This window comes from Spirosoma agri, from assembly GCF_010747415.1.
In the GTDB taxonomy this organism is placed as follows: domain Bacteria; phylum Bacteroidota; class Bacteroidia; order Cytophagales; family Spirosomataceae; genus Spirosoma; species Spirosoma agri.
Window position 1 is genome coordinate 280275 of record NZ_JAAGNZ010000003.1, and the last position, 24339, is coordinate 304613.

Genomic DNA, 24339 nt, shown 5'->3' on the forward strand with positions numbered 1-24339 from the left:
TCAACTCCTCTTTATCGATGAACAAAATCAAACCACTTAAAATACCCATTTTGGTGGTTGAGGCCCACGAGGACCATCAACTCATTATTGCTTACTGCCTATGGGAAAAGATTCCTCAGGCATTGCCCATCTTCAGTAAAACTGCCGATGAAGCGTTGCTCTATCTGAAGCAATGCACTGATGATCGGAAGCAATTTCCCCATCTGGTTCTGTTGGGTAGCAACCTACCCCAGCCAAGTGACTTTTTGCTGACCGAGCTGCGAAAACAACACCCTCATTTGCCCCTGATCGTTCTTGATACGTTCGAGAACGTGGAGCAGGTTCGTCAGGCGTATCGGCTGGGGGCAAACTCCGTGCTGCTTAAACCAACTACACTTCCCGCCTGGGAAGCCCTGTTTCAGCAGATCGAGAGTTTTTGGTTCGGCATCGCGGCCTGGCCTTCATTAGAGTAAAGGTGTCTACCTGATTCCTGCTTAGTAGTTTCTTCTGCTTACTGAGCAGGAATCAGGTAGACAAACCTGGCGTAAATTTGCTTGATCGGCGTTGGCAGATTGTGTCTAATCTACTCACGAAATAGGCAAGCTGACAAAAACGGTAGTGCCCTGACCAAACACGGATTGAGCGTTGATCAAACCACCGTGTTGCCGAACAATCTTACGGCAATAGGTCAACCCAAACCCCTCACCTTGTCGTCCCTGATCATAAGGCACCTGGGCAAACATGTCGAATACTTTCTCCAGCTGCGAGGCTTCGATGCCAATTCCATTGTCGGCAATCTGGACCTGTAGGTAAGTAGATGCCGTGTTGGTTGTTCCCTGCCGGATGAGCTCGCCAGCGGCTAACTCCCGACCGGCGATGCTAATTATAGGGTCTACCTCTTTTCGGGAAAACTTAAGGGCATTGTGAAGCAGGTGGTAAAACAACTCCTCTATGTGCAGCCGAATTGCCCGAATGGCTGGTAAAGGCGTTAGCTGGAGCGTGGCTTTCTTGGCTTGCACCAGCAGGTTCAACTCATTCCATACGCCCATCATTAACTGGTTCAGATCAATTACTTCAACCCCTTCGTTCGTCTGGCTTAAGCCCGAAAAGTGGGTCAAATCTTTAATCATCGTCGAAAACTTTTGGGCACCCAACACGATCTTGGCGGCTAACTCCTGGGTTTTGTCGACATCTTTCCGCTGAGCCGCATCAACGAGCATACTGCTGAAGAGCTGGAGCTTACGCAGGGGTTCCTGTAAACTATGATTGGAGATGTGGCGATACTGTCGATTTTCATCATTGGAATGAGTAAGTTGTCGGCTCAGGTTACGAACGGCCTGATCACTCTGTTCAAGTAACTCAATTTGCTGCAAATGGAAGGCGATCAAATCAGTGAACAACCCGAACATCCCCTTTATCCGCTCATTGTCAAGTTGGGCTGGATCGGGATCAATGGCACAAAGGGTACCGAAGAATTCACCCGTTTTGAGGAAAATAGGATATGAAACGTAGCTTTGAAATCCATACAAAGCAGGCGTTGGGTGGTTGCGGAAGGTTTCATTTTCCTGCACGTGATCGATAACAACGGGTTTGTGGTCGTACCGAATCTCGTTACAAATGGTCGTTTCAAGTTTTAACTCGCTACCCGCCACCAACCCGAAATGAATATCATCACGTACGCTACAAGCAATCCAGCGATCCTGCGTAACACGAGCCACGGCGGCAAAGCCCATTCCGGTGGTCTGGCAGATGACATTCAGTATAGTGGCGATAATCGGAATTTGCTGTACTCGCTCAATATCCTTGGCCAACGACTCGTCTAAAAAGTTCATCTGCTTCGCTTTGTTACTGTTCAAAGATACGCATTCCATCGGGTTACTATACAAACGGATGGTACACCGCTTCACGAACGGTTGGTTTACTCACCGGTTAATGAGAGCGTGGCCGTTTCGTGTGGCACACAAGTTGTCCGATCGCACCTTACTAGGGGATATAGTCCTGTTTTACAACTGCGGCAACTACTTAGCCATTCACTCTCGTTAATCTAATTTTAATATAAAATAGCATAAAATTAATACTGGCAAAATCTTACATAAAAGAGAATAATATTTTATATTTAAGTTATAAGCTGATATATAATATGGCTTATGGAAATTAGGTGTACTAGTTGAATTGTTAGTGTGTTTTTATACATTTGCAGTTAATACTTAGTGCTTAATCTAATTTTAATCTTAACCATGAGGAAAAATCTTGTACTGACTCTGCTATTGTTAGCTTCACTCTGGGTTCCATGTTGGGCGCAGGAACGAACGATCACGGGTAAGGTGACAGATGCCGAAGATGGCACGCCGATCCCGGGAGCGTCAGTCCTGTTGAAAGGCACGACCCGAGGGGCCAATACAGATGCAAACGGCGCGTATTCAATTATTGTCTCGGGTTCAAATAGTGTCCTGATCTTTAGTTTTGTGGGTACGGCTACGCAGGAACTGGAAATTGGTAATCGTTCCCAGATAAACGTTAGCCTGAAGGCCGATGCCAAAAGTTTGCAGGAAGTTGTCGTGACCGCGCAGGGGATTGTCCGGGAGAAAAAAGCGCTGGGCTATGCCGTTACAACGATCGCGAACAAATTAATTGAAGACCGCCCCCAGGCCGATGTTGGCCGTATATTACAGGGCAAGATTCCGGGTGTCAACATTACCGCGACATCAGGGGTGTCCGGAACAGGTACGAGCATCAACATTCGGGGATTTTCATCCATTACGGGGTCAACGCAACCGCTTTTCGTGGTTGACGGCGTTCCTTTCAACTCAAACACGAACTCGCGGGGTGGACTGGCCGGCCAAGGTGGTTTTCAGGGCGGTGGCCAGTCGGCTTCCAGTCGGTTTCTTGATCTGGACCCCAATAACATCGAAAACATCAGTGTGCTCAAAGGTCTGGCGGCAACGGTTACGTATGGTGACCAGGGCCGGAATGGCGTAATTCTGGTAACGACCAAGAACGGCAGCCAGAAGGCGCGGCCAACGGAAGTTACCCTGTCTCAGTCCATCTTTACCAATACGGCTAATTTACCCACGTACCAAAACGACTACGTTGGTGGTTTTCAGCAGAACCTGGGTTATTTCTTCAGTAACTGGGGCCCTACACTAGCCGAAGCGGCCGCTTACCCATCCCAGAATACAAACACAGCACTGACGAATCATCCGTACTCGTTTTTTACCAACACGGCGCTTCGATCGGCGATGGCTCCTTATGTTGCATCGGTAAGCCCTTACCAAATGCAGATCTACCCCGACAACGTGAAGGATTTCTTCCGGACGGGCATCATCTCCAATACATCGCTGAATGTATCGGGAGGCAGCGAAAAAGTTGGGTACAATCTGTCGGTGGGCTACAATAAAGAGCAGGGTTACATTCCGGAAAATGGGTTGACCCGGTTGAACATTGGAGCCGGTATTCGGGCACAGCTGAGCAAAAAAGTGAGCATCAACACGTCCTTCAACTACGCCAACACAGATCAATACTCTCCTCCACTCAGCGCCGGAACCGGTAACAATACACTGAACGGGTTCCCGTCGGTATTAGCAAACGTTATGTACACCCCTCGTCAGGTCGATCTGATGGGCTGGCCCTTCGAGAGTCCGGTAGATGGTGGTACGGTTTACTTCCGGTCGGGAAACGACATTCCTAACCCACGCTGGATCCTGAAGAATTATAAAACGACGGGTTTGGTAAACCGCTTCTTCACGACCACTAACCTGACGTACGACATCGCCAAGAATCTTGTGCTGCTTTACAAAGTTGGTCTGGATACGTACACCGAAAACCAGGAATATAAATTCAACAAAGGCGGGGTTGACTTCGTGAACGGTTTTTACAACACCTACGACGTTCGGAATACGATCTGGGATAACAGCATGATTTTATCCTACACCAAGCCCGTGACGCAGCGCTTCACGCTATCGGCCCGGCTCGGCGGAAACATGCGTAACGACAAAACGAACTACCAGTATGTCGTGAGTCAGAATCAGTTGGCCAGAAACCTGTTCCGGCACAACAACTTTATCGATAACGTCGCGATAAACGGCGAAATTGAGCAGACCCGGATCGGGGTTTTCGGCGAAGTGACCGCTGATATCAATGATTATCTGTTCCTGAACCTGGCCGCCCGGAATGACTGGACATCTACGGTAGAGGTCGCTAACCGCGAGATTTTATATCCATCGGCCAGTCTCTCCTTCGTTCCGACGTCGGCCTTCGGTGGTTTGCAGACGAGCAATGTCCTGAATTTCCTGAAAGTCAGAGCGGGCATTGGTACATCGGCTGGTTTTCCAAACCCCTACAGCACCCGAAGCGTATTGAATCAAAACGCCAGAGCCTGGTTGAATTCAGCGGGAACAACGGTTCAGACGCACTCGGTCGATAACGTACTGGGTAACCCGAACCTGAAGCCTGAATTGCACACCGAAATAGAGCTTGGTCTGGAAGGACGCCTGTTCAACAACAAACTGAACTTCGACATTACGGCCTATCAGCGCACCACCCGCGACCTGATCACGAACACACCGCTGGATGCATCGACCGGTTACACGGCGACAACAATCAACATCGGCAAAATACGGAACGAAGGGATTGAAATCAGTCTGTCGGGTACCCCCGTCAAAACCGGTTCATTCTCGTGGGGTGTTACCGGCGTCTTCTCCCGGAACATACCGAAAGTACTTGATTTAGGAGGTACGCTTCAGGAAGTACAGATTTCCGGTTTTGGCGGTTCGTTGGGTAACTACGCCGTTGTCGGGCAACCGTTTAATGTCATCAAAGGCACGGGATTCCGGCGCAATGAACAGGGGCAATACCTAATCGACGGCGGTGGTTACCTGTTGGCAACAACCTCACCGATTGTACTCGGCAATCCGAACCCGGCATTCACCTCGAGCCTGATCAACGAGTTCAACTACAAGGGCGTATCGCTGAGCTTCATGATCGCTTACCGCCACGGGGGTGCTATGTATTCGTCATCCGCCGGAGCCTTACTGGGTCGGGGCTTAACGACCGATAATAGTCTGGCGGCAGGCTTTGACCGGTCGCAATCCATGATTATTCCGGGTGTCAAAAATTCGGATGGAACGCCAAACGATATTCAAATCACCTCGTCTGATTTCTATTTCAACAACTACTACTTCTTTGGTGATGAAGGTCGTATCTACGACGGATCGACGGTTCGCCTTCAGGAAGTGTCGCTAGGCTATCAGCTGCCCAAGAAATTCCTGAGCAAACTGTCTATCAAGGGAGCATCGATCTCACTGACCGGCAACAACCTCTGGTATCGGGCCATCCACTTCCCCAAAGGCCTGAATTTCGATACCGACAATTTAGGACTGGGCGTTGGCAATGGCTTGGGCTTCGAGTTTCTGACAGGCCCCAGCACGCGCCGACTGGGTGGAACACTGAAGATTACTTTCTAACCATAAGGCGAAGACAATGGCCTGTTTTACAGGCGTATACTCTTTGTTCGTTACATCAATTTTTTCAAGATGATCAAGATACTAAGCACAATTCTACTGACCTTGTGTGTCGTTGTGGTCAGTTCCTGTAAGCTGGATTTGCTGGACAATCCGAATGCAGTGACGACAAATAACACCGACATAAATTACCTGCTCAATTCCATTGAGCTGAGCTACAAAGATCATTTCAACCAACTGAGTGATCCGGGTATGCGCCTGACGCGTATGCTGAACCAGGGCTCCGCTATTTATGACAATGCGGTTTCGCCCGGTAACTTCGACAACGCGTGGAACAATGCCTATGCCGGCCTGATGACCGACGTAAAAGCCATTCTTCCCCTGGCCGAAGCCAACGAGTTATTCGTTCATGCGGGTATTGCCCGTACCCTGCGCGCTTCCACCCTGATCAACATGGTCGATGCTTTTGGCGATATTCCTTACACGCAGGCTATCGATGCCGCTAACTTCAATCCGGGTACGGACACGGGCGAAAGCATTTATACCGCAGCACTGGCCGAACTGGACAAAGCCATTGCCAATTTTGCGGCTACGTCGAAAGCCGGTCCAACCAGCGATTTGATCTATGGTGGCAACGTTGATAGCTGGACACGGACAGCGAACTCGCTGAAATTGAAAATATACCTGAATCGACGCCTTATCGATAAATCAGGATCGACTTCAGCCATCAATGCCCTGATTTCGGGGGGGAAACTTATTACGACGGCTGCGCAGAACTTCTCGTTTAAGTTTGGCTCGAACCTGACCAACCCCGACACGCGGCACCCCCGCTACCAAAATCAGTATTCGCCAACGGGTGGTGGCGATTATCAGTCCAATTCCTACATGGGTACGCTATACTCATCGAAAGGGTTTCCGGACCCCCGGATGCGGTTCTACTTTTATCGGCAGACCGTCAGGAACCCAACGGACGTGAACGTGCTGCGTTGTATCACCAACACCAAACCGTCGCATTATTCAGACTCGGATGTGTATTGCCTGCCGTCGGGTGTGGGTTACTGGGGTCGCGATCACCTGAGCAACGAAGGTATTCCACCGGATGGCTTGCTGCGGACAGCCTGGGGACTTTACCCGGCGGGTGGTTTGTACGACAACGATGCCAGTGTACCCGTATCGCTGGGCGCTGGGGCTGGTGGGGCTGGCATTCACCCCATTATTATGCGTTCGTTCGTCGATTTCATGCTGGCCGAATCGGCGCTAACGCTGGGAACAACGGGCACGGCGAAAGACTTACTCAAATCGGCTATCGAAAAGTCGATGGCTGATGTCAGAACGTTTGTTCTGGGCACCACCGAAGGCAGTAAGATCAGTACGTTCGAAGCGGCTAACAACATCGTCTGGGCCGATCAGGTAACCCGGTACGTGACCAAAGTGCTGGCTGACTATGACGCAGCCGCAAGCAGCGACGCTAAGCTGAACATTATCGCTACCGAATACTGGCTGTCGTTGCATGGAAACGGTATCGAGTCGTATAATCTATATCGTCGTACGGGCAAACCGTCCAATCAGCAGCCAGCACTCGATGCCAATCCGGGGGCGTTCCCCCGGTCGTATTACTACCCATCGACCTACATTACCCGGAACGCCAGTGCCAAGCAAAAGGCGAATCTGACGACGCCCATTTTCTGGGATAATAACGCCAGCGGGCTGCTAAAATGACGTTTAACTTCTTAGACTTTCGAGATAAATGACCTGTTTCAACAATCAGTTACGAACCCTAACTTATCTGGCTCTGGCGTGCGTGAGCTTGTGTACACTGGCCTGTAAGACCGACATGATCAATCGGCTTACTGAATCGGAAATTCCCAACGGCGGGTATGTGCGAACGGTTTCCCCCTACCCGGTCGGCTCGACAACCTTCAGTGTGAGCAAAGCCAATATGAGCGGTACAAAAATGGAATTTGTCGGCGAAGCAGTTACGCCCAACCAGGGCGCATTGCTGGCTTCGTATGATCTGACCATCAAATTTGTGGATACCACGCCCGCCAATGGCACGAAAACGACGACCGATGTGGCGTTAAAATCGATAGCTGCGTCGGCATTTACGAAAGATGCCAACACGGGTTATCCAAGAGCAATCATCTCCGTTACGGGTACGGAAGCACTGACGGCGACGAAACTAACGGCAGCTGACATTACGGCCGGCGATCGTTTCGAAATTAATGCCGTTATGAAGTTGACGGATGGAAAATCGTTTGCAGCCAGTAACACGGGAGCAAACATTACAGGAGGAGCCTTCTTCAGTTCCCCCTTCTTTTACCGGCTGAACGTCGTGAATTAGTAACCAGTCTGTTGTCAGAGTAACCCAGTGAAACCGTAGCCGAGTACCAGCGTTGCTAGCACTCGGCCACGGTTTTTTCAGTCTGTTCCTAACCTATCATTGCCTGTTGAGAATTAATTGGCCATTGTACCGGACCGGCTCCGACGCACCTGGCGTGTTTCAAATTAAACTGGTCGGGCCCAGTCCCTAGCGGCCATTTATTGATAAGAAAATTAGTAGCGCAACGGTTCCTTCTGAATGATCTCGGAGGAAGGCTGTCGATCCCCGACAGATGATCGACCTGGTTAGTCACGTACAAGTGTCTCCTTTGCTATTGCCGGTAGTCAACTCACAACAAAAACCATCCCAGCCGGTTAGGTATGCAGGCGGGATACTTTCGTAAAGCGTTCTTCTTATTCGCCCAGGTGCCCCGGTTGGGATGAGCCCTTGTTGACGGACCCGTGACAACCGGTTGTTGTGATCCGGTTTGGGGGTTCAAGACACAATCCTTTCGGCAGCTACTTTTTTTATGAATAAGGATGGACCCGTTATCGTCATCGAAGACGATGAGGACGATCAATTGCTACTGAGCCTGGTTTTCCAGAAACTCGGTTACCCCAATAAAATCGTTTATTTCCCCGATGGCCAGCAAGCGCTGGAATTTTTAGAAACCACCACGGAGTCTCCCTTTTTGATTCTGTCCGACATCAACATGCCTAAACTGGACGGTTTCGCCTTGCGTCAGAAGATTCACGTGGACGCGCAGCTTCAGGTAAAGTGCATTCCCTATCTGTTCTTCTCTACGGGAGTGAGTCAGAAAATGGTCATTGATGCGTACAGCTTATCGGTGCAGGGATTCTTCATCAAACAGACGAGTCAGGCCGAGTTGGAGAAAACGATTCAGGTGATCATGGATTACTGGAAACGGTGTGCAGCACCGAACAGCTTTTAACTGCCCACCCTTAATCCCTTCCGATTAGAAACGACCGGCGAATTATAGCGCATAGCCGTTACAATGATACCTTAAAAATCACAACAGGCGTTGATGATCGACCGCACCAGTCTATTCATCAACGCCTGTTGTATTCTGGTTTTGTCAAGCACAGAATTGATCACTCGTTGTACTGATACGCCCAAGATGATCTGACCGTCCGTGCTAGTTCTTGTGACTGTCCTTGTTCTCGACCGAACCCGTCGCATCGTGCTCGTCCTCGGTGCTCTGCTTGCTTTTATGCTTGCCCCGTGAGGTTTTACCCTGGGCTTCATCGGGCAAGTTGTTATCTAATTCGTACTTCTTCGTGTCGTCGGCTGTCTCACGGACGGTTGGTTGAGGGGCTCCTTTGCTCATTGCGTTTATTTGTCTATTAAGTGGAAGAACAACCCGGTTGAGTTCCCGATTGTTTACGGGAATCAACTTGGTTCCGGTTTCGTCGTAACGAATCTGATTTAACTTGTTCGACCTGAACAGGGTACTGGTAGGCGTGCACGAGGAAAACTAGTTAGCCTGAAAAATCTTGCTCATTGAATCCAAGCGAGACTTTTCAGGCCATAACGTATTCGGTTGTAATCGTCCTCTTTCAGTTGATCAGGCAACGCTTAGTTATACGTAAGCGTAGTCGTCGCTTCGCACGCTTTGTCTGTTTTGAAGCGAATCCATCGGGCCTGAAAATCCTTCGGGAAAGCATAGTCGATCGTTTTTCCGGGAGCGACCATAAATGACTTATACGTCATCCAGACGCCCGAACCGACCGGATCGGCTTCGATAGTGACCGTTACGGGCTGGGAAGCGTTATGCGAAAGTTTCAGGCTACGCTGGTCGTAGAAACCGATCAGGTACGGATCAGACGCTTCATTGGCTTTCACTGATGCGTTTTTCCAGGGTCCACCATGCCCCGTTGGTTTGCCCAGTTTCCAGAGGTCATCGATGGTGCCCGCCCAAAGGGCCGCTTTCTTATCATCCGAAACAATGATGTGCTCATTTTTTCCGGCCGAGTTCATATCGATGCCGGTCATGACCAGCAGTCCACGGTAAGACGCATAATCGTTGACGCGCAGATTATGCGATGAAACAGGGCGTATTTTAGCGTAACCATCGGCATTTTCGGCGGGCAGTTCGTAAAACGTTCCGTGGCAATTGAGCAGGTCCCTTTCCGTAGCTACTTCCCGACAGATTCGGAGGGCGGCCTGATTGGTCAGGTCGGTATAGGCATTGCTGCCAAGTGGCAGCCGCCAGCGCCGTCCTTTGTCGTCCACAATCAGAACGCTCGTTTCATCAATGGTCACTACCTTCTGCGGAATGGCAAACTTGGTTTTGATAATATTCACCGTTCCGGCATCCTCCTTGCGAACGAGTTGCATATCGGCGTTCAGTTCGTAATAACCCACATCGGTGGCTTGTCCACCGTTATAAGTCGATACGGCCAGGCCCAGCGCCCGACTGTTCGCGCCCAAGCCATACATCAACCCGCCCGATGTGTTGGCGGTTGAGACCGTGCTCAACCCGGCAAACAGGGAACTAGCGGTCGTATTCCGGGTATCATTCGCTGCATACGAGAAATGAGCCGATAAATTGGCAGCCTTGTCCGACGTAATCCGAATCCATTCGCCGGGGGCTTCTGCACTAAAAGGTACATGGGTGGCTTTGTGCGCAGCAACGGTCACGGTTTGCTGAGAAACCCAGTTACCCTTCCCGGTTTTATCCACCTCGAACGTAAGCTGAACATCGGTGTCGCTGTTGTTCTGGACCCAGGCCGAGCGATTGGCCCAACCAGCAAACAGAAACGGTTCGGAGGGTTGATTCGCTTTCACCGGCTCGTCTAGCCAGACTGCCCCTTCGGCGGTGTTCGGACCCAATTGATCGGGGGCACTCAGGGCGGTAAACCACAGATTCGAGTTCGATTGGCCGGGTCCTTCGAGGTTACCCTTGACTTTTCGTTTATTCAGAAATTCTTTTTGAGCCGAATCATCACAGCCGAACACCAATTGATCGTTCCAGCGGGCGTAATCACCAATCACTTTCAAATAGGCTGAGCGCGGTCTGATACCAGCCGTATTGGCGGCCGTGAAATCACCGGGAAACCGCCAGAACATTCCGTGCATCGTCATCAGATAATCCGACTGCTGCGCCGTACCGACATCCCGGATGCGGGGCCACTCGGTATTCCAGCCATGAGCGCCATCGTACGAATGGCTGGCTTTGGGAAGTCGGAAAAAATGCCAGCCCGTCGCTTTGTCCCGCACGCCCAGCAGCACGGATTTATGATCCCAGCCGGTGGCCCAGATAGGGTCCGTTTCCTGATTTTTGTTGCCGTAGATACCGCCCGGACCCGTCACCTCCACGAATTGATTTCGCCGGACCACCTTCCAGTCTTTGCCGTTCCATTCCGAGAGGGAACCCGCATCCACGTCGAACTGCGCCAGCGCTTTAGCCCCTGGTTCGCCGTTATTCGAATAGACCATAACGCCCTGGCCCGAATAGACGCCCTTGCCATGCGCACCGGGCAATAAGGTGTTTTCCAGGTTATTCGATTCGTCCGACTCTTTCTTCCGGTGTACATTACCATCCTCGTAAAGCATCGTCGGCGTCAGGGTATTGACGTCTACCTCATAAAATCCTTCTTCCATTGTTCCATAATAAATTTTCCCTTTCGGATCGGTCAGATGGCGGGCATTTCCGGTATGACGCCCCGGCATTAGCTTGTAGGGAATGACTCGGACGTGTGCCTTGCTATCGATGGCGTAGGGGCCGATGAACAGCTGGTTACTTTCGGGGTGGATCATCCGGTTGGCGGGCGTACCACCGATACTTTCGGACCGGACAATCTGCTTGAGATCGGGGGTTATTTCGTATAATTTGTCGGACGACCCAAACGGCAAATGCGGTCCGTACGTAACAACCCAGAGCTTGCCCGCCCAGGGAACAACGGCTCCCGTACCGCATTCGCCTTCGTTGTTATACATGGCCAGCTTTGGATAAATTCCGCTGTAAGACAGCCCCTTTTTGGACTGAGCGACGGATACGTTACCTTGTGTTAGTAGCCATCCTAACAGGCCAACCGAGAGAAAAAATCGTTTCATTGCGTTACTGATAAGTTGATTATTAGCTAGTAGCTGGTGTTTATCGATTACCAGCCAGGACTCTGCGTTAAGGTTGGATTCGCCTGAATCTCTTCCAGTGGAATGGGATAGTACCGATGCTTAGCCTGTGGCGTGCGCGTGGGATACACATCGTTCACTGCTTTCGGAATGACGGTCAGGAAGGTGTTTGTTCGGGTCAGGTCGAACCAGCGGTCCGCTTCGGCAAACAACTCCCACGAACGCTCTTGCAGGACCGCGTCAACAAAGGCGTCCTTGCCCAGGCCCGGTGTCAGATCACCCAGCCCCGCCCGTTTCCGAACCGTGTTGATGTACCCATAGGCGGTGGCTGTCGCACCATTCTGACGCGCTTCGGCTTCGGCAGCAACCAGGTACACGTCGGCCAGTCGGATGATCGGAAAGTTGCAATTGTTGGCTTCGGCAATGGAGTTCGGATCGCGGTATTTGCGAATCAAAACCCCTTTCGGCGTAACAGGCGTGATGTCTTTCTGCGGCACGATCTTTCCCGACACATCCCGGTAGGTCGTGTCCAGCAACTGCCGTCGTTTGTCGCTGGGCGAGAACGAGTTAAAGAAATTCTGGTAGGCAAACCACGACCCGTAGGACACTTTGGCGTAATCCGGGCCGGAGCTGTTGCGGGGACCGGCAATACCCATAACGGTCAACCAGCGGCTGGGCGTTACCCGGTCGGCTTCAACGGCCCACATGTTCTCAACGCGGGCGGCATCTTCTTTGTCCACATCGAACACGTCCAGTACGCTTGGCATCAGCGCATATTTGCCCGAATTAATCGTCGCCTGTGCCAGCTGCAGCGCCTTGGCCCAATCTTCGTTGTACAACGCTACTTTGGCGTATAGGCCCTGAATGGCTTCTTTGGAAGGCCGACCTTTTACCAAACTGGTGGAGTAAGAAGGCAATCCGGCAACGGCCTGATCCAGATCGCTGTAGATCTGTTTGTAGATATCGGCCCGTGCGCTCTTGGTTATCAGGGCTTCGGCTTCGTTAGAGCTGGCTCGGGTCTTGACGGGAACTTCGTTAAACGTTTTGGTAAGTGTCCAGTGATACAGCGCCCGCAACGCATAGGCTTCGGCCACGATCTCCGTCCGGCGCGTGACATCCATTGGAATAACAGGAACCTTCTCGATGACCCAGTTGGCGTTTTCGATTCCTTTGTAACTGAACCGCCAAACACCCTGCGGACCCTCGGTCTCGTGACGGCCCGAGTTGCGCTGGGCGGTAAAATACGGATCATACGAGAACAGCGTAATGGTGTTTCGACCCACCACGGCCCGCGGATACGCCTGATCAGCCGCAAAATCGGATACGGCTACCAGTGGGAACCCATACAGGTTGATGAGTGAACCAGCCGCAGCCGCAATGCCCGATTCGGCATCGGAGGCCGTTTTGTAGAAGTTGGTCGTAAAAATGGATGAATACACTGTTTCATCGAGTTTACTGCACGAAATCGTCAGGCCCGACAAAGCCATTAGCAGCAGGATGTGTTTCTTCATGGGTGAAAAAGCGAATGAGTGACTGAGCGATAGAGTGAAAGCGCGAATGAGTGATTTTGCATAAGCCTTTCACTCATTCACTCTTTCGCTTTCTATAGAGTGATTTGAAGTCCGCCCAGATACGACCGGGCAATTGGATACGTACCGTTATCAACGAACTGCGTCGTGGCGTTTCCGAAGTTGTTTACCTCCGGATCGAAACCCGTGTACTTCGTGATCGTAAACGCGTTGTTGGCGCTGACATAAAGGCGGATCTGGTTGATGCCTTTGATCTTCGGGAGCGTGTAGCCCAGCGACACATTTTTCAGCCGAATGAACGACGCATCCTCAACGTACCGATCCGAAATGGGTAACCGTCCACCCTGAAAGCCACTGGCATACTCATTGTTGGGGTTCGTTGCCGACCAGCGATTGGCCAGCCCCGCCAGTACATTCTGCTGACCCAGGGCCGTTTCGAACGTGTATCGGAACAGGTTCATGAGCTTATTCCCCTGCACGCCCTGCACGAACAGGTTCAGATCGAAGCCCCGGTAGCGAAATGAAGAGGAGACACCAAACGTGTATGTTGGTTGCGAGTTACCCACGATGAGCTGATCGGCCGCCGTGATCGTACCATCCCCGTTGACGTCTTTCACCTTCTGGCCACCAATACGACCGTCATAACCCGGCAGAATCGTCTCTCCCGTCTGGCTGATTCCGTCGAAGATGTAAGTTCGGTACAGGCCCATCGGATAGCCGACTTTGAGCAGTGCGAACGCCGACCGGGGGAGTTCGTCCAGAATACCATCGAGCGCGAGCACCTCGTTTTTGTTGAACGTAATATTCGCCGACGCATCCCACTGAAGCTTTCTGTTACCACCGGGCAAAATCCGGCCATTGACGGCTAGCTCAACACCCCGGTTTTGTATCGATCCGAAGTTGCCCGTGATGAACGTGTAGCCTGACGACATTGGCAATACTTTCTGAAACAGTAGGTTATCGGTTCGTTTGTTGTAGTAATCAGCCACGACGGACAGGCGGTTATTGAACAAGCTGACATCAAGGCCCACATCGACCTGCGTAGAGCGTTCCCATTTCAGATCCGGGTTCGGGATGGCGCTGGGATTGATACCGGTTACGGGGTTATGGTTGTAATTGTAGTTCAATCCCGATGCCCCAACCGTGGCCAGAGACTGGTAGGGATCGATAGCGCCCGCGTTTCCGGTGATGCCCCAACTTCCGCGTAATTTCAGATCAGAAATGACCGAAACCGATTTCATAAATGGCTCTTCCACAATGCGCCACGCCCCTGCGACGGCGGGAAAAAAGCCGTACTTATTGTTCTCGCCAAACTTGCTGGACCCATCGGACCGCGCCGTCAGATCCAGAAAATATTTGTCTTTGTAGCCATAATTGATCCGGCCCAAATACGAGTCCAGTCTGGATTTGTTTTTGTCGCTGCTCAGGCGCTGATTCACCGCCAGGCCAATGGAATTATTCTCGGTTATATCGTTCGGGAAGTTCGACGCGGTTTGCGTATAGCTCTGATTCACGTTGGCCTGAGTGGCTAAAACCGCGGTAGCGGCCAGCGTGTGGTGCTCCGCCAGGCGGGTCCGGTACGTGAAGATACTTTCATGCAGGAGCGTCCGGCCATACGACGTAATATTCGATGCACTACCCCCACCCGACGCCAACTGCGACTGACTCAGGAGCGACAAAGGTGAGTAAAATTCCGATAACGTATTGCCCAGATCGACGTTGAAGCTAGGGCGATAGGTGAACCCTTTGAACAGGGCGAAGTCAATGTACACGTTCGCTAAAATTCGCTGGCTCGTCTGCCGGTTGAGGGGCGTGATGAAATTCAGTGGGTTCGTCACTTCCTGGTATTGGCCATTCATCTGATCCTGAAACGGGTACACACTGCCATCGGCTCGGTAAGGCACCAGCGTTGGGGGAGCCGCTACAGCCGCTCCGAGGACACCCGCCCGGCTGCTGGTCACGTCGGAACCCGTACCGCCCATACTTACCCCCCTATTGATGGAATATCCGTAGTACAAACTGGTACCAATCTTCACCCGGTCACTCAGTCGATGGTCGATGTTGGAGCGGAACGAGTAGCGGTCGAAGCTGGAGTTCTTGATGATCCCATCCTGATTGAAGTAGTTCAGCGAAAGCGCCAGCTGGGTCTTCTGATTACCACCCGTAACCGAAAGCTGGTGGCTCTGGATGGGTGCTTTGCGGAAAATCAGGTTCTGCCAGTCGGTGCCTTCCCCCACACTCGCAGGGTCGGCGTAAATGGCGCGTTTGTAAACCTCGTTTTCGAGCTGGGCAAACTGGCGGGCGTTCAGTACATCCAGCGTTTTGTTGACTTGCTGTACTCCGCCGTAGCCATCGTAACTAACGCGCGTTGCTCCATCTTTACCCCGCTTAGTGGTGATCAGCACAACACCGTTGGCGGCTCTTGCGCCATAAATAGCCGTCGATGAGGCATCTTTCAACACTTCTATCGATTCAATGTCGTTCGGATTGATCTGGGAAAGCGGACTCACGTCGGTGATGCCCCCCGTGTTCGCAATCTGAATGCCGTCGATGACGTACAGCGGTTCGGAACTGCCATTGATCGAGTTGGTGCCCCGGATACGAACGCTGACGTTACCGCCCGGAGCGCCTGAATTCTGCGTGATCTGTACACCCGCCACCCGCGCCTGCAATCCCTGCGCTACGTTGGCCACGGGGGTCTGCAACAAATCAGCGGCTTTAACCGACGCAATGGCTCCCGTTGTTTCAACTTTCCGCTGGGTTCCGTAGCCCACTACCACTACTTCCTCCAGCGCTTTCGTATCGGGGGCAAGCTGAACAGTTAGGGTCTGCCGATTACCGACCGTTACTTCCTGCGTCAAATACCCCACAAAGCTGACCACCAGTGTAGCTCCGTCCGGCACGGTTAGCTGGAACGTGCCTTTGGCGTCCGTAACCACTCCGCGTTGCTGAACCGTCGGACCGCGCCCCGCCGAACCGCTGCTTTTGAGCAGTACACTCACACCCGGAAGCGTGACTCCTTTTTCGTCGGTAACCGTTCCCGCTATCAGGCGATCGTCAGCCTGATCCTGGCTGGTCTTTACGAATTGAGGTGGCCTTTCTGGGAAAACCGGTTTTGTACCATCAATGTCGGCGCGTGTGCTAAAAAGACCTTTTGACGACTTATCCGGACTGTCACCACTCCGCTGCCGACTCTGCACCGACAAAGGGACCAGAGCACTTACCAAGACGACGTAATACAGTAAAAGCTTTTGTCGCATATTATTTAGATATTTATAAAGTATAGAGGTACTGTCTCTGAGCAGTGCTCGCTCTGAATTAAAGTATGCAAAGGTAAATTTGCATTATACGACGAAAGCGTGTTACGCTTGACCATTTTGCCAGTCAAAATTATGGACAATATAATCTTCTGATTAACAGATACTTACCTTAAATGATCACGGAAAATGGACAAGCCCACAAGGCGGAAGTCTTCGCGCTTTTAGACATCAGCTGTCGACAAGTCAGCGAAACGTACGGCAAGCCCGATTGGGACACCTGGACGAACAGCGATTACGTCAGCCTGAGTCACATACTTTTCAGGCAAACACACGTACGGATCAGCCCGAATACGTTGAAACGCATTTTTGGCAAGATCAAAACCGACTCCCGCTACTACCCCCAGAAAGCCACTCGTGATGCACTGGCGGCTTACATTGGCCATCCAGACTGGGACCATTTTGTGAAAGTGCAGGAATGGACGGTCAGGCGGGCCGTGCGGCTACCGGATAAGCTTGTGCCGGAAGAGACCATGCCAACGTTACCAACCACGACCCATCTGCCAATCCATTCTTCGCCAAAAAAAACGAAGCGTAACCGTTGGTTGCCCGTATTGATTGCGGGTGCACTCTTGCTGATCGTTGCCATGCTGTTTGTCCAGCAGCGACGCTCGAGCAGTGATTTGGCACAGCTCATTTGTCGAAATCCATTGGGCGAAAACCCGCACTCAGCCGTGTTTCAACTCAAGTACCCAAATTCGCCGGTTAGATCAGGTGCATATTCGATTCTGTTTGGCGATGGCAAACGGGAACGTCTTAACGCCAATGACAGTCTTGCCACGCATTACTATGAACGGCCGGGCCGCTATTTTGCCGTTCTGCAACGAGATGGTATGAACATCGATACATCGACGGTTTATTTGCAGACGAAAGGCTGGACCGTTACGGCCAACATGATGCACGATACCAGCCGGGTTTATCCCATTGAGGTCGCGCATCTGTTCACTGGAGGACGCCGGAGCGTTAGCGCGCCTGAAGCCGCCCGAGCGGGTATCGACACGAACCGTACGTTCTTTATGGAGTTTATCAATAGCCACCCGACCCGGATTAATGGCGATAATTTCGAACTGACGACCCACCTGAGAACCTCTCCGGACCGGGCGGGAGTTCGCTGTTCGCAGATCGGTATCACGGTCTGGGGCGAATCATCGCAGCATATGTTCGAGGTGATGCGACCCGGTTGCGCCCACTGGATTCTATTACAGAATTCTGATGTTCAGAAAAGCGGCCAGCGGGATGATTTGAGTTTTATGGGTGCCGATTTACGATCGGGTGGCATGTTGACGCTGCGGGTCATCGACAAACAGGCCGCTATCTTCATCAACAACCAGCAAGTCTATAAAACAAGCTATACAAAGCCCCTCCACCGGATTTATGGCGTCAAAATCCGTTTTGCCGGCGTAGGTACCGTCGACTCCTTTTCGCTGAACGACCTAAAAACGGGTTCTGTATTCGATGGAAGTTTTTGACTACGGGCTCATTCTCACTACTGGCACTGTCCCTTCCGGTAACGGTGGGTGCTTCAGCGGACAGGCCAGATCCCCAGGCTACGGAATTACCGTCATGATTTCGTACGGCTGGTTTGGTAAGCGCTACGATCTCATTCGGGTTGACGTCTAACGATATAGAGCCAGATTTAGCCCTTATTATCGGATTAATAACTATTCGTCGGCTGGACCGTTTACTCACTGATTATATAACCAGAAAAGTAATGGAAGAAGCCCCGATCATCTTCATTGATGCCGATGAAGATGACCAACTTATGTTCAAACAGGCACTAGCCGATCTATCGTCTTCTCACCCTCCTGTAGTGTTCAGCAACGGCGAGACCGCGCTGGATTATTTAGTTTCCGTAGATCAAGCCCCTTTCCTGATTCTTTCCGAAATTTCCATGCCCGGCATGAACGGGTTGGAACTGCGGCAGCAGATCGATAAGAATCCAACGCTGAAAAAACAGTTGATCCCCTTCGTTTTTCTGTCCTATCCCATTCATGACAATTTAGTTGAGCAGGCGTATGATCTGACTATTCAGGGATTGTTTGAGAAAAAACTGGCGTACGAGGACTGGAAAACGCAGCTGCGCGACATTATTGCGTACTGGACGGCCTGCCACCACCCCAAAAAGGTTAAATCTGCATTATAGTTATACAATAAGTGTGGTAGATGCGAACCCTGACGGGTGGTAATCTGTTTTAGTTGAAGTACACTTCATGATGAATCAGACGAAAGCTAACCACATATTACTGGTCGACGACGATGAGGACGACCAGTTTTTAGTTCAACAGGTCATTAAGCAGTACAGCCCAGACTCCTCAATTGACGTGTTGGGTGATGGTGAACAACTGCTCGATGCGCTTGAGCAATCGCCACGTTTGCCGGATCTGGTCTTGCTGGATCTAAACATGCCTCGCATGGGTGGCCTGGAAGCTCTAGGCCATATTCGGGCCAACGAAGCGTATGAGCATTTACCAATTATTATTTTAACCACGTCGGACAGCAGTCAGGACCGTCAGCAAGCCCAACGATTGCAGGCAACGGACTATCTGGTGAAGCCTGGCAACACGCAGCAGATGAACCAGTTGGTGCTGGCTATCAAGCGTCAGTGGTTATAGTAGTCTAACGTAGCCACCGTTCGTGCTGTTGTCTCAGCTTATCGGTGATTGTGTTGACGTGGATCAAATGCGCGTGCTGGTCATCTTCTCCGATTGCCCAGTCGAAGTACCAGTTATGTGGGTCATAAGTCCCCAAAACCAGTATATCGGTCCGGGTCGTGTAGTAGGCTAACACTTGTTGCGCATCTAGCTTATCTTCCGCAGCGTGGTACAGATAGTTTCCGTCGTGCAGGTAAAGTACGTAATAGCGAGCCCTGGCTTGATTCATCTGTTTCATCGTCCTTCCTAATGGTGTCTTCCCATAGTGACTGAACTGACAATGGTAGAACGGACAGGAAAATAAACTGTTCATTTAACGCTCATGTTCATTACATTTTTGTTGGCTCCCTTGCTGAGCCTAGCGAACCTCAGTGCCAGGGCGGCAAGCTTACCTAACCAATGACACGCCCAGTTTTCGGCTCTTCATAAAGAGCTCCAATCCAGCCCACCTTGTCGATTCACGACAAACTCAACCGAGTCAGACTTTCAGGGCCCTGCTTCAAAACGACAAATGAACCATTATCGATCGAAAGCTTCCACCCTAAGTTTTTTGAGGTAAAGAGCGTATCTATCGATAGCATTACCGTTTAGAATGGCGGTGGTGCCCTACCGAAACTGTAGCGTGCTTTTAGACTCGTCAAACTACTGATGTTGGTCGTACCGAATTTACACCATATACTGCCGTAAACTGCTTACGTTCGTCATCGAGATCCCAAGTTTCCGGTTTGGCTGAGCCATGCTCCAGCTTAGTCCAACCCCTATTAATCACCAATTTTACCAACCAGCAAAGAACTTTACGGCTATGGTTTACCAGCACCGGGTAGAGCTGGATTGACGCAACAGTTTGGAGGTTGGCTCTAACAGGACTTTACTGCCGTACGAGCGGCAATAGCTACGGAGTGGCGTAATGGCTACTGTCACGCGATCAAACCGAGGGTCAATCTGGCTACCGGTGCAGTACCCAGCGTCAGGCTCACTAAGCGGCAGATGGTACAGACGAGTCAAACTGGCCCTGTTGCGTCAACGAGTACGTTATGAGTGCTGAACTACACAACGTGCGCAAGAATTTTGCTTATGGAAGGGGGTACAACGAGTCCCGCGAATAGGTTAGCGTATTTTATAAGGCAAGGGACAGGTTGCTCTGTAGATTTTACGTCTACCGAATGTTGGTTCTACATTTGTAAAACGATCGCCTGTAGACAAGTCACGAGCCAGAGCGAGATAGTGATGCATGAGCTATCATTTCGAGACACGTTCACTATATTCTTTACTGATGAGTATAATAAAAAACGCCTTTTTCGGCAAAATGGGCGTTTCAAGATGCAGCTATGCACGTTATGGCTGGCCGGCTACACGTTTAAAGTCCGTAATGGTCTTTCCGTCATACCGATACACGCCACTCTCAGATCCCAAAGCGCCAAACCAAATACGTCCATCGGTAGCTTCCAAAATCCCACAAAGCATTCCCGGTCCTTTGATCGTCATTATCTCGGTTACAGTGGGCTTTTTAGTATACAGAGACTTTTGGTCATAACGGGAAAGAGCCCAAACCTTTCCATTAGGCGGATTTATGCTGCCAGTAGTCCAGATGTTTCCTTTTTTATCTTCGATTATGAACGAGGCACCTCGCTTCGATACTCTAGTAAATGTGCTGCCATCATAGCGCCAGAGACCCTCTTCAGTGAACAAAACGTTGCCTTTTCTAGCGTTGATTATTGACCCCCCAAACCAAACGTTACTCTTTCTGTCTTCGATGATCGACCAAACGTTGTAGAAGGCTTTACCGTCTTTATTGGTGAGCGTGGTAAATGTTGTTCCATCGTAAACGCTTAAATAACCCCTTGTACCAAACCAGAATTTTCCGGTCTTGTCTTCCATAATCGTGTTGATATCATTATTGGGCAGTCCGTCTTTGGTCGTAAAAGTTCGGAACGATTGCCCAACTCTCTGTCTGGGATCATAACGGCTTACTCCTCCTCCGGTACCGAACCAAATTATACCGGCTTTATCTTCATAAATAGGCCCAACCCCGTTACTGGCAAGTCCATTCCTGGTTGTAAACTGGTGAACGGATTTTCCAACGTACTGATAAACCCCTGAATCGGTAGTAGTAAACCAAAGGTTTCCGCGTTGATCTTCCAGAACATCCCAGAATCGGCGTGGACCTAGTTTACTACTTGTGAGATTAGTAAACGATTTTCCATCGTACCGAAGAACACCACCTCGTGATGCAGCGATCAAGATGGTACCCTTTCTGCCCTGCTTTATATTGCGAACCATTGTGTTAGGCCCATAGGAAGTGACCGTGTCTTTGGTTTCGGCCTTGGCTCTGTGATTGTGTACTTCTTTCTGGTTTTGTCCACAGGAAGTGAGAAAAACAGCCAGTGAGAACAAAGTATATACACAGGAGTGGTTCTTCATTTTTCTTTTTTAGTAGCGGCTTCTGTATCCATTTATTTCCAGCCCGGCTCAAACCTAGCGGGTGACGATGTTAAACGGGTCAATCGCTTGTAAAAAAGTGTTAACGAATTGTAAAACGTGTAATTTAGCAACTGCAAGGGCCTGTTTTTGGTCGATGAGACACGTAATCCTTACCCTATTGCTCCTGCTGGTCAGGGAAAGGGGTTGGTGACCAGGTAGAAAATCGGTCCTGAGGTATTACAGGATTGGGTGATTCTACGTCCTGGATATTGCCAATGAGCAGGTGAATGGATGGATTGAGAAAGTCTTGGCTGGTGCTCATCCAAGTGAAGTAAACAGGATTAACAGTTTCTCTAAGCCTTCAGGGGAATGCATCCAGGCGGTGTTGTCCATCGTGTCTTTGCCTACTTCGGCAAATCGGACAAACAGCTGCTTTTCATAGTAAGCAATAGCCGATTTTATATCCACGAACTGGTCACTGGTTAGACAGTCACTCAACTGTAAGGCATCCAGCATGGCCATGTTGACGCCTTCACCCGCGTAGGGTGGCATCACGTGGGCCGCATCACCGAGCAGCGTTATGTTGGATTTCGCTTCCCAGGATTGGTCTAAGGGCATGCAATATTGCGGACGTACCACGAGCGGTAAACTGGCGTGTTCAAACAACTCAAGCCATAGGGTGTCCCAACCGGTATAATCGCGTTTAAACCAGGCCAGCACCTGCTCCCGATCCTTGAAATCAATACCGCTTTCGTTGGCCCAGTTGACCGCGGCTTTCCAACCCAGATAAAAGTCTAAACTCCCGTCACCTTTAGCGCTGATGCTTATTGTTTTTGAATCGCTGAGTGCCATGATTTTTCCCCCTTTCAGCAAGGTGTGAATTTGAGGAGCATTCATCGCAGAATCAAATACATTGCCTTCTATGATGGTGACCCCAGCGTAAAAAGGATTGATGGGTGTAACAAAAGGCCGGATTTTAGAATTGGCCCCATCAGCCCCAACGATTACGTCAGCGATACCAGTCGTACCGTTTTGGAAATTCAGTTGCCAGCGGTTACCGATTGGTTCAAGCGAGAGAACATGACTGTCCCAAACAACCGTGTCAGGTTGTAACGAATCCAGCAAGAGAGCTCGTAGTGCGCCCCGATCAATTTCAGGTCTGTGGTGTTCGTCTCCGAAACTGGTTGGTCTGTTTTGGGTGTGTTCGTCATACAAAATTTGGGCCTGCTTATCGACGACCCGCACATTATCGGCACCGGGCCGATAATTGGCTTTGAAGGCATCCATCAAGTCCGTTTTGGCCAAAGCTGCCAAACCGGATTCGGTATGAAGGTCTAAGGTACCCCCTTGAATTCGTTTTGTTCGGTTGCTATCCCGTTCGTACACGGTTACAGCAACGCCTTTTTTTTGTAACAGTGTGGCTAGTGTTAACCCGCCTGGCCCACCGCCTATGATCGCTACTTGTTTGCCTTCTACTACCATGTCTTTTTTTGTCAATGGATAATGCTCATTTGCCACAGCAAAATTAGGGCTACCTTTAGGCACAAAATAGCCTTAATCGCTCTTATACTAGTCATAAATGAAAATTCCTATCACCGATAAGAATGGGTCGGGCATCATCCGGGCATTTGCTCAGGCTATCGGTGCAACCATCAGCGGACGTTTCGTTCATATTCCGGAAAGTAAGGGCGGAGGCTACCTTACCGGCTTCTCCTGGGGGAGTGATCTGCGGATGATGGTGCGTCATTATTACCTCAAAGAAGACACGGTTATTGAGCGCACCAATGAGCTGGCAGATGAGCAGGACGACGTTATTTTTTTGCTGAGCGGAGTTTATTCCTCCTTACAGGCCGAAAAGAACTTAGCCCCGGAACGGGCTTACGTGTTTATCTGTGTACAGGCACTTTCTTCGCTCATGGACATGCCGTCAAACACGCTTTTCGGCAGTGTGACCATCGCCGTTTCCCGGTCCTATCTGCGTCACTTATTCGGGGAAATTGACCATCCCGTGGTGGCCAGCCTGCTGCAAGCGAAGAGCCATTTTGCCTTTGAAACCGATATCTCACCCGAACTAGTCAAAACCGCTGGCGACATGCTGCATCAGCCCGTTCCCGAAGGGTTGGAGAATCGCTATTATAAACTAAAATGTGAAGAACTGCTGTGTTATGTCGTTGCCTCCCTGATGCAGCGAGAAACCACACCCATGCGTACGATGCACATTGACGACCTGAAGGCTATTTATGCCATCAAACAGCAGTTGCAATCGCATTTGAACGAAGCACCGGATATTGCTTCGCTGGCCCGCGAAGCGTCCATGAGCCAACCGAAACTTCGGAAGCTTTTCAAGCAAACGTTCGGGAAAGGAGTTTTCGAGTACTATCAGTCCATGCGGATGCAGGAAGCCGCCCGGTTGCTGAACGGAAAAGGGTTGACGGTCTCGGAGGTAGGCTACCAGTTAGGCTTTATAAACCTGAGCCACTTTTCCCGAGTGTTTGAGGAGCATATGGGCCGCAAGCCTAAGAAATTTTCAGCCCTGCACGGTGAGTAGCGAAACGTAGTTGGAACCAG

The 24339-nt window shown here is 50.7% G+C and carries 17 protein-coding genes; 9 read left to right on the forward strand and 8 right to left on the reverse strand.

Translation table 11 applies throughout. The annotated features are described in order from the left end of the window. Positions 1-17: 17 nt before the first annotated feature. Positions 18-452 (forward strand): response regulator, encoded by a 435-nt coding sequence (locus GK091_RS25140; protein WP_164043446.1) that lies wholly within the window; start codon positions 18-20, stop codon positions 450-452. Between the two features lie 114 nt (positions 453-566). Here GK091_RS25140 and GK091_RS25145 read toward each other — a convergent pair whose 3' ends face one another. Continuing rightward, entirely contained in the window at positions 567-1811 is a 1245-nt protein-coding gene (locus GK091_RS25145; protein ID WP_164043457.1) for a sensor histidine kinase, read from the reverse strand. A gap of 405 nt (positions 1812-2216) precedes the next feature. Between GK091_RS25145 and GK091_RS25150 the strand changes: the two genes are divergently transcribed. The 4 genes from GK091_RS25150 to GK091_RS25165 all read left to right on the forward strand — a co-directional run bounded on the left by GK091_RS25150 (position 2217) and on the right by GK091_RS25165 (position 8710). Beyond that, entirely contained in the window at positions 2217-5441 is a 3225-nt protein-coding gene (locus GK091_RS25150) for a SusC/RagA family TonB-linked outer membrane protein (protein WP_164043462.1), read from the forward strand. 69 nt (positions 5442-5510) lie between these two features. Then, positions 5511-7157: a SusD/RagB family nutrient-binding outer membrane lipoprotein gene (locus GK091_RS25155; protein ID WP_164043471.1), complete on the forward strand. Its 1647-nt coding sequence runs from the start codon at positions 5511-5513 to the stop codon at positions 7155-7157. Positions 7158-7185: 28 nt separating this feature from the next. Continuing rightward, entirely contained in the window at positions 7186-7779 is a 594-nt protein-coding gene (locus GK091_RS25160; RefSeq protein ID WP_164043473.1) for a hypothetical protein, read from the forward strand. A 508-nt stretch (positions 7780-8287) separates the two neighbouring features. After that, positions 8288-8710 carry a response regulator gene (locus GK091_RS25165; protein ID WP_164043483.1) on the forward strand — a complete coding sequence of 141 codons (423 nt, stop codon included), beginning with the start codon at positions 8288-8290 and terminating at the stop codon, positions 8708-8710. Between the two features lie 204 nt (positions 8711-8914). Here GK091_RS25165 and GK091_RS25170 read toward each other — a convergent pair whose 3' ends face one another. From GK091_RS25170 to GK091_RS25185, 4 genes are all read right to left on the reverse strand, one after another. Further along, a complete protein-coding gene (locus GK091_RS25170; protein WP_164043485.1) occupies positions 8915-9106 on the reverse strand; it encodes a cupredoxin domain-containing protein in 192 nt (63 codons plus the stop codon). A gap of 248 nt (positions 9107-9354) precedes the next feature. Further along, positions 9355-11835 carry a hypothetical protein gene (locus GK091_RS25175; protein WP_164043487.1) on the reverse strand — a complete coding sequence of 827 codons (2481 nt, stop codon included), beginning with the start codon at positions 11833-11835 and terminating at the stop codon, positions 9355-9357. Positions 11836-11882: 47 nt separating this feature from the next. Beyond that, a complete protein-coding gene (locus GK091_RS25180) occupies positions 11883-13364 on the reverse strand; it encodes a RagB/SusD family nutrient uptake outer membrane protein (RefSeq protein WP_164043490.1) in 1482 nt (493 codons plus the stop codon). Positions 13365-13456: 92 nt separating this feature from the next. Then, a complete protein-coding gene (locus tag GK091_RS25185) occupies positions 13457-16642 on the reverse strand; it encodes a SusC/RagA family TonB-linked outer membrane protein (protein WP_246202406.1) in 3186 nt (1061 codons plus the stop codon). Between the two features lie 173 nt (positions 16643-16815). Here GK091_RS25185 and GK091_RS25190 point away from each other — a divergent pair, with 173 nt between their 5' ends. The 3 genes from GK091_RS25190 (at position 16816) to GK091_RS25200 (ending at position 19311) form a co-directional block, all read left to right on the forward strand. Continuing rightward, positions 16816-18168: a hypothetical protein gene (locus GK091_RS25190; protein WP_164043492.1), complete on the forward strand. Its 1353-nt coding sequence runs from the start codon at positions 16816-16818 to the stop codon at positions 18166-18168. Between the two features lie 242 nt (positions 18169-18410). Further along, positions 18411-18842, forward strand: coding sequence for a response regulator (locus GK091_RS25195; RefSeq protein WP_164043494.1), 432 nt, complete (start codon positions 18411-18413; stop codon positions 18840-18842). A gap of 67 nt (positions 18843-18909) precedes the next feature. Continuing rightward, positions 18910-19311, forward strand: a complete 402-nt coding sequence (locus GK091_RS25200) for a response regulator (RefSeq protein WP_164043496.1) — start codon at positions 18910-18912, stop codon at positions 19309-19311. A 4-nt stretch (positions 19312-19315) separates the two neighbouring features. Here GK091_RS25200 and GK091_RS25205 read toward each other — a convergent pair whose 3' ends face one another. From GK091_RS25205 to GK091_RS25215, 3 genes are all read right to left on the reverse strand, one after another. Beyond that, on the reverse strand, positions 19316-19579 hold the full coding sequence (locus GK091_RS25205) for a hypothetical protein (protein WP_164043498.1): 264 nt from the start codon (positions 19577-19579) through the stop codon (positions 19316-19318). A gap of 1106 nt (positions 19580-20685) precedes the next feature. Further along, on the reverse strand, positions 20686-21771 hold the full coding sequence (locus GK091_RS25210; protein WP_164043500.1) for a ligand-binding sensor domain-containing protein: 1086 nt from the start codon (positions 21769-21771) through the stop codon (positions 20686-20688). Positions 21772-22089: 318 nt separating this feature from the next. Next, positions 22090-23253, reverse strand: coding sequence for an FAD-dependent oxidoreductase (locus tag GK091_RS25215; RefSeq protein ID WP_164043501.1), 1164 nt, complete (start codon positions 23251-23253; stop codon positions 22090-22092). A 97-nt stretch (positions 23254-23350) separates the two neighbouring features. Between GK091_RS25215 and GK091_RS25220 the strand changes: the two genes are divergently transcribed. Continuing rightward, positions 23351-24319 carry a helix-turn-helix domain-containing protein gene (locus tag GK091_RS25220; protein ID WP_164043503.1) on the forward strand — a complete coding sequence of 323 codons (969 nt, stop codon included), beginning with the start codon at positions 23351-23353 and terminating at the stop codon, positions 24317-24319. Positions 24320-24339: the final 20 nt, after the last annotated feature.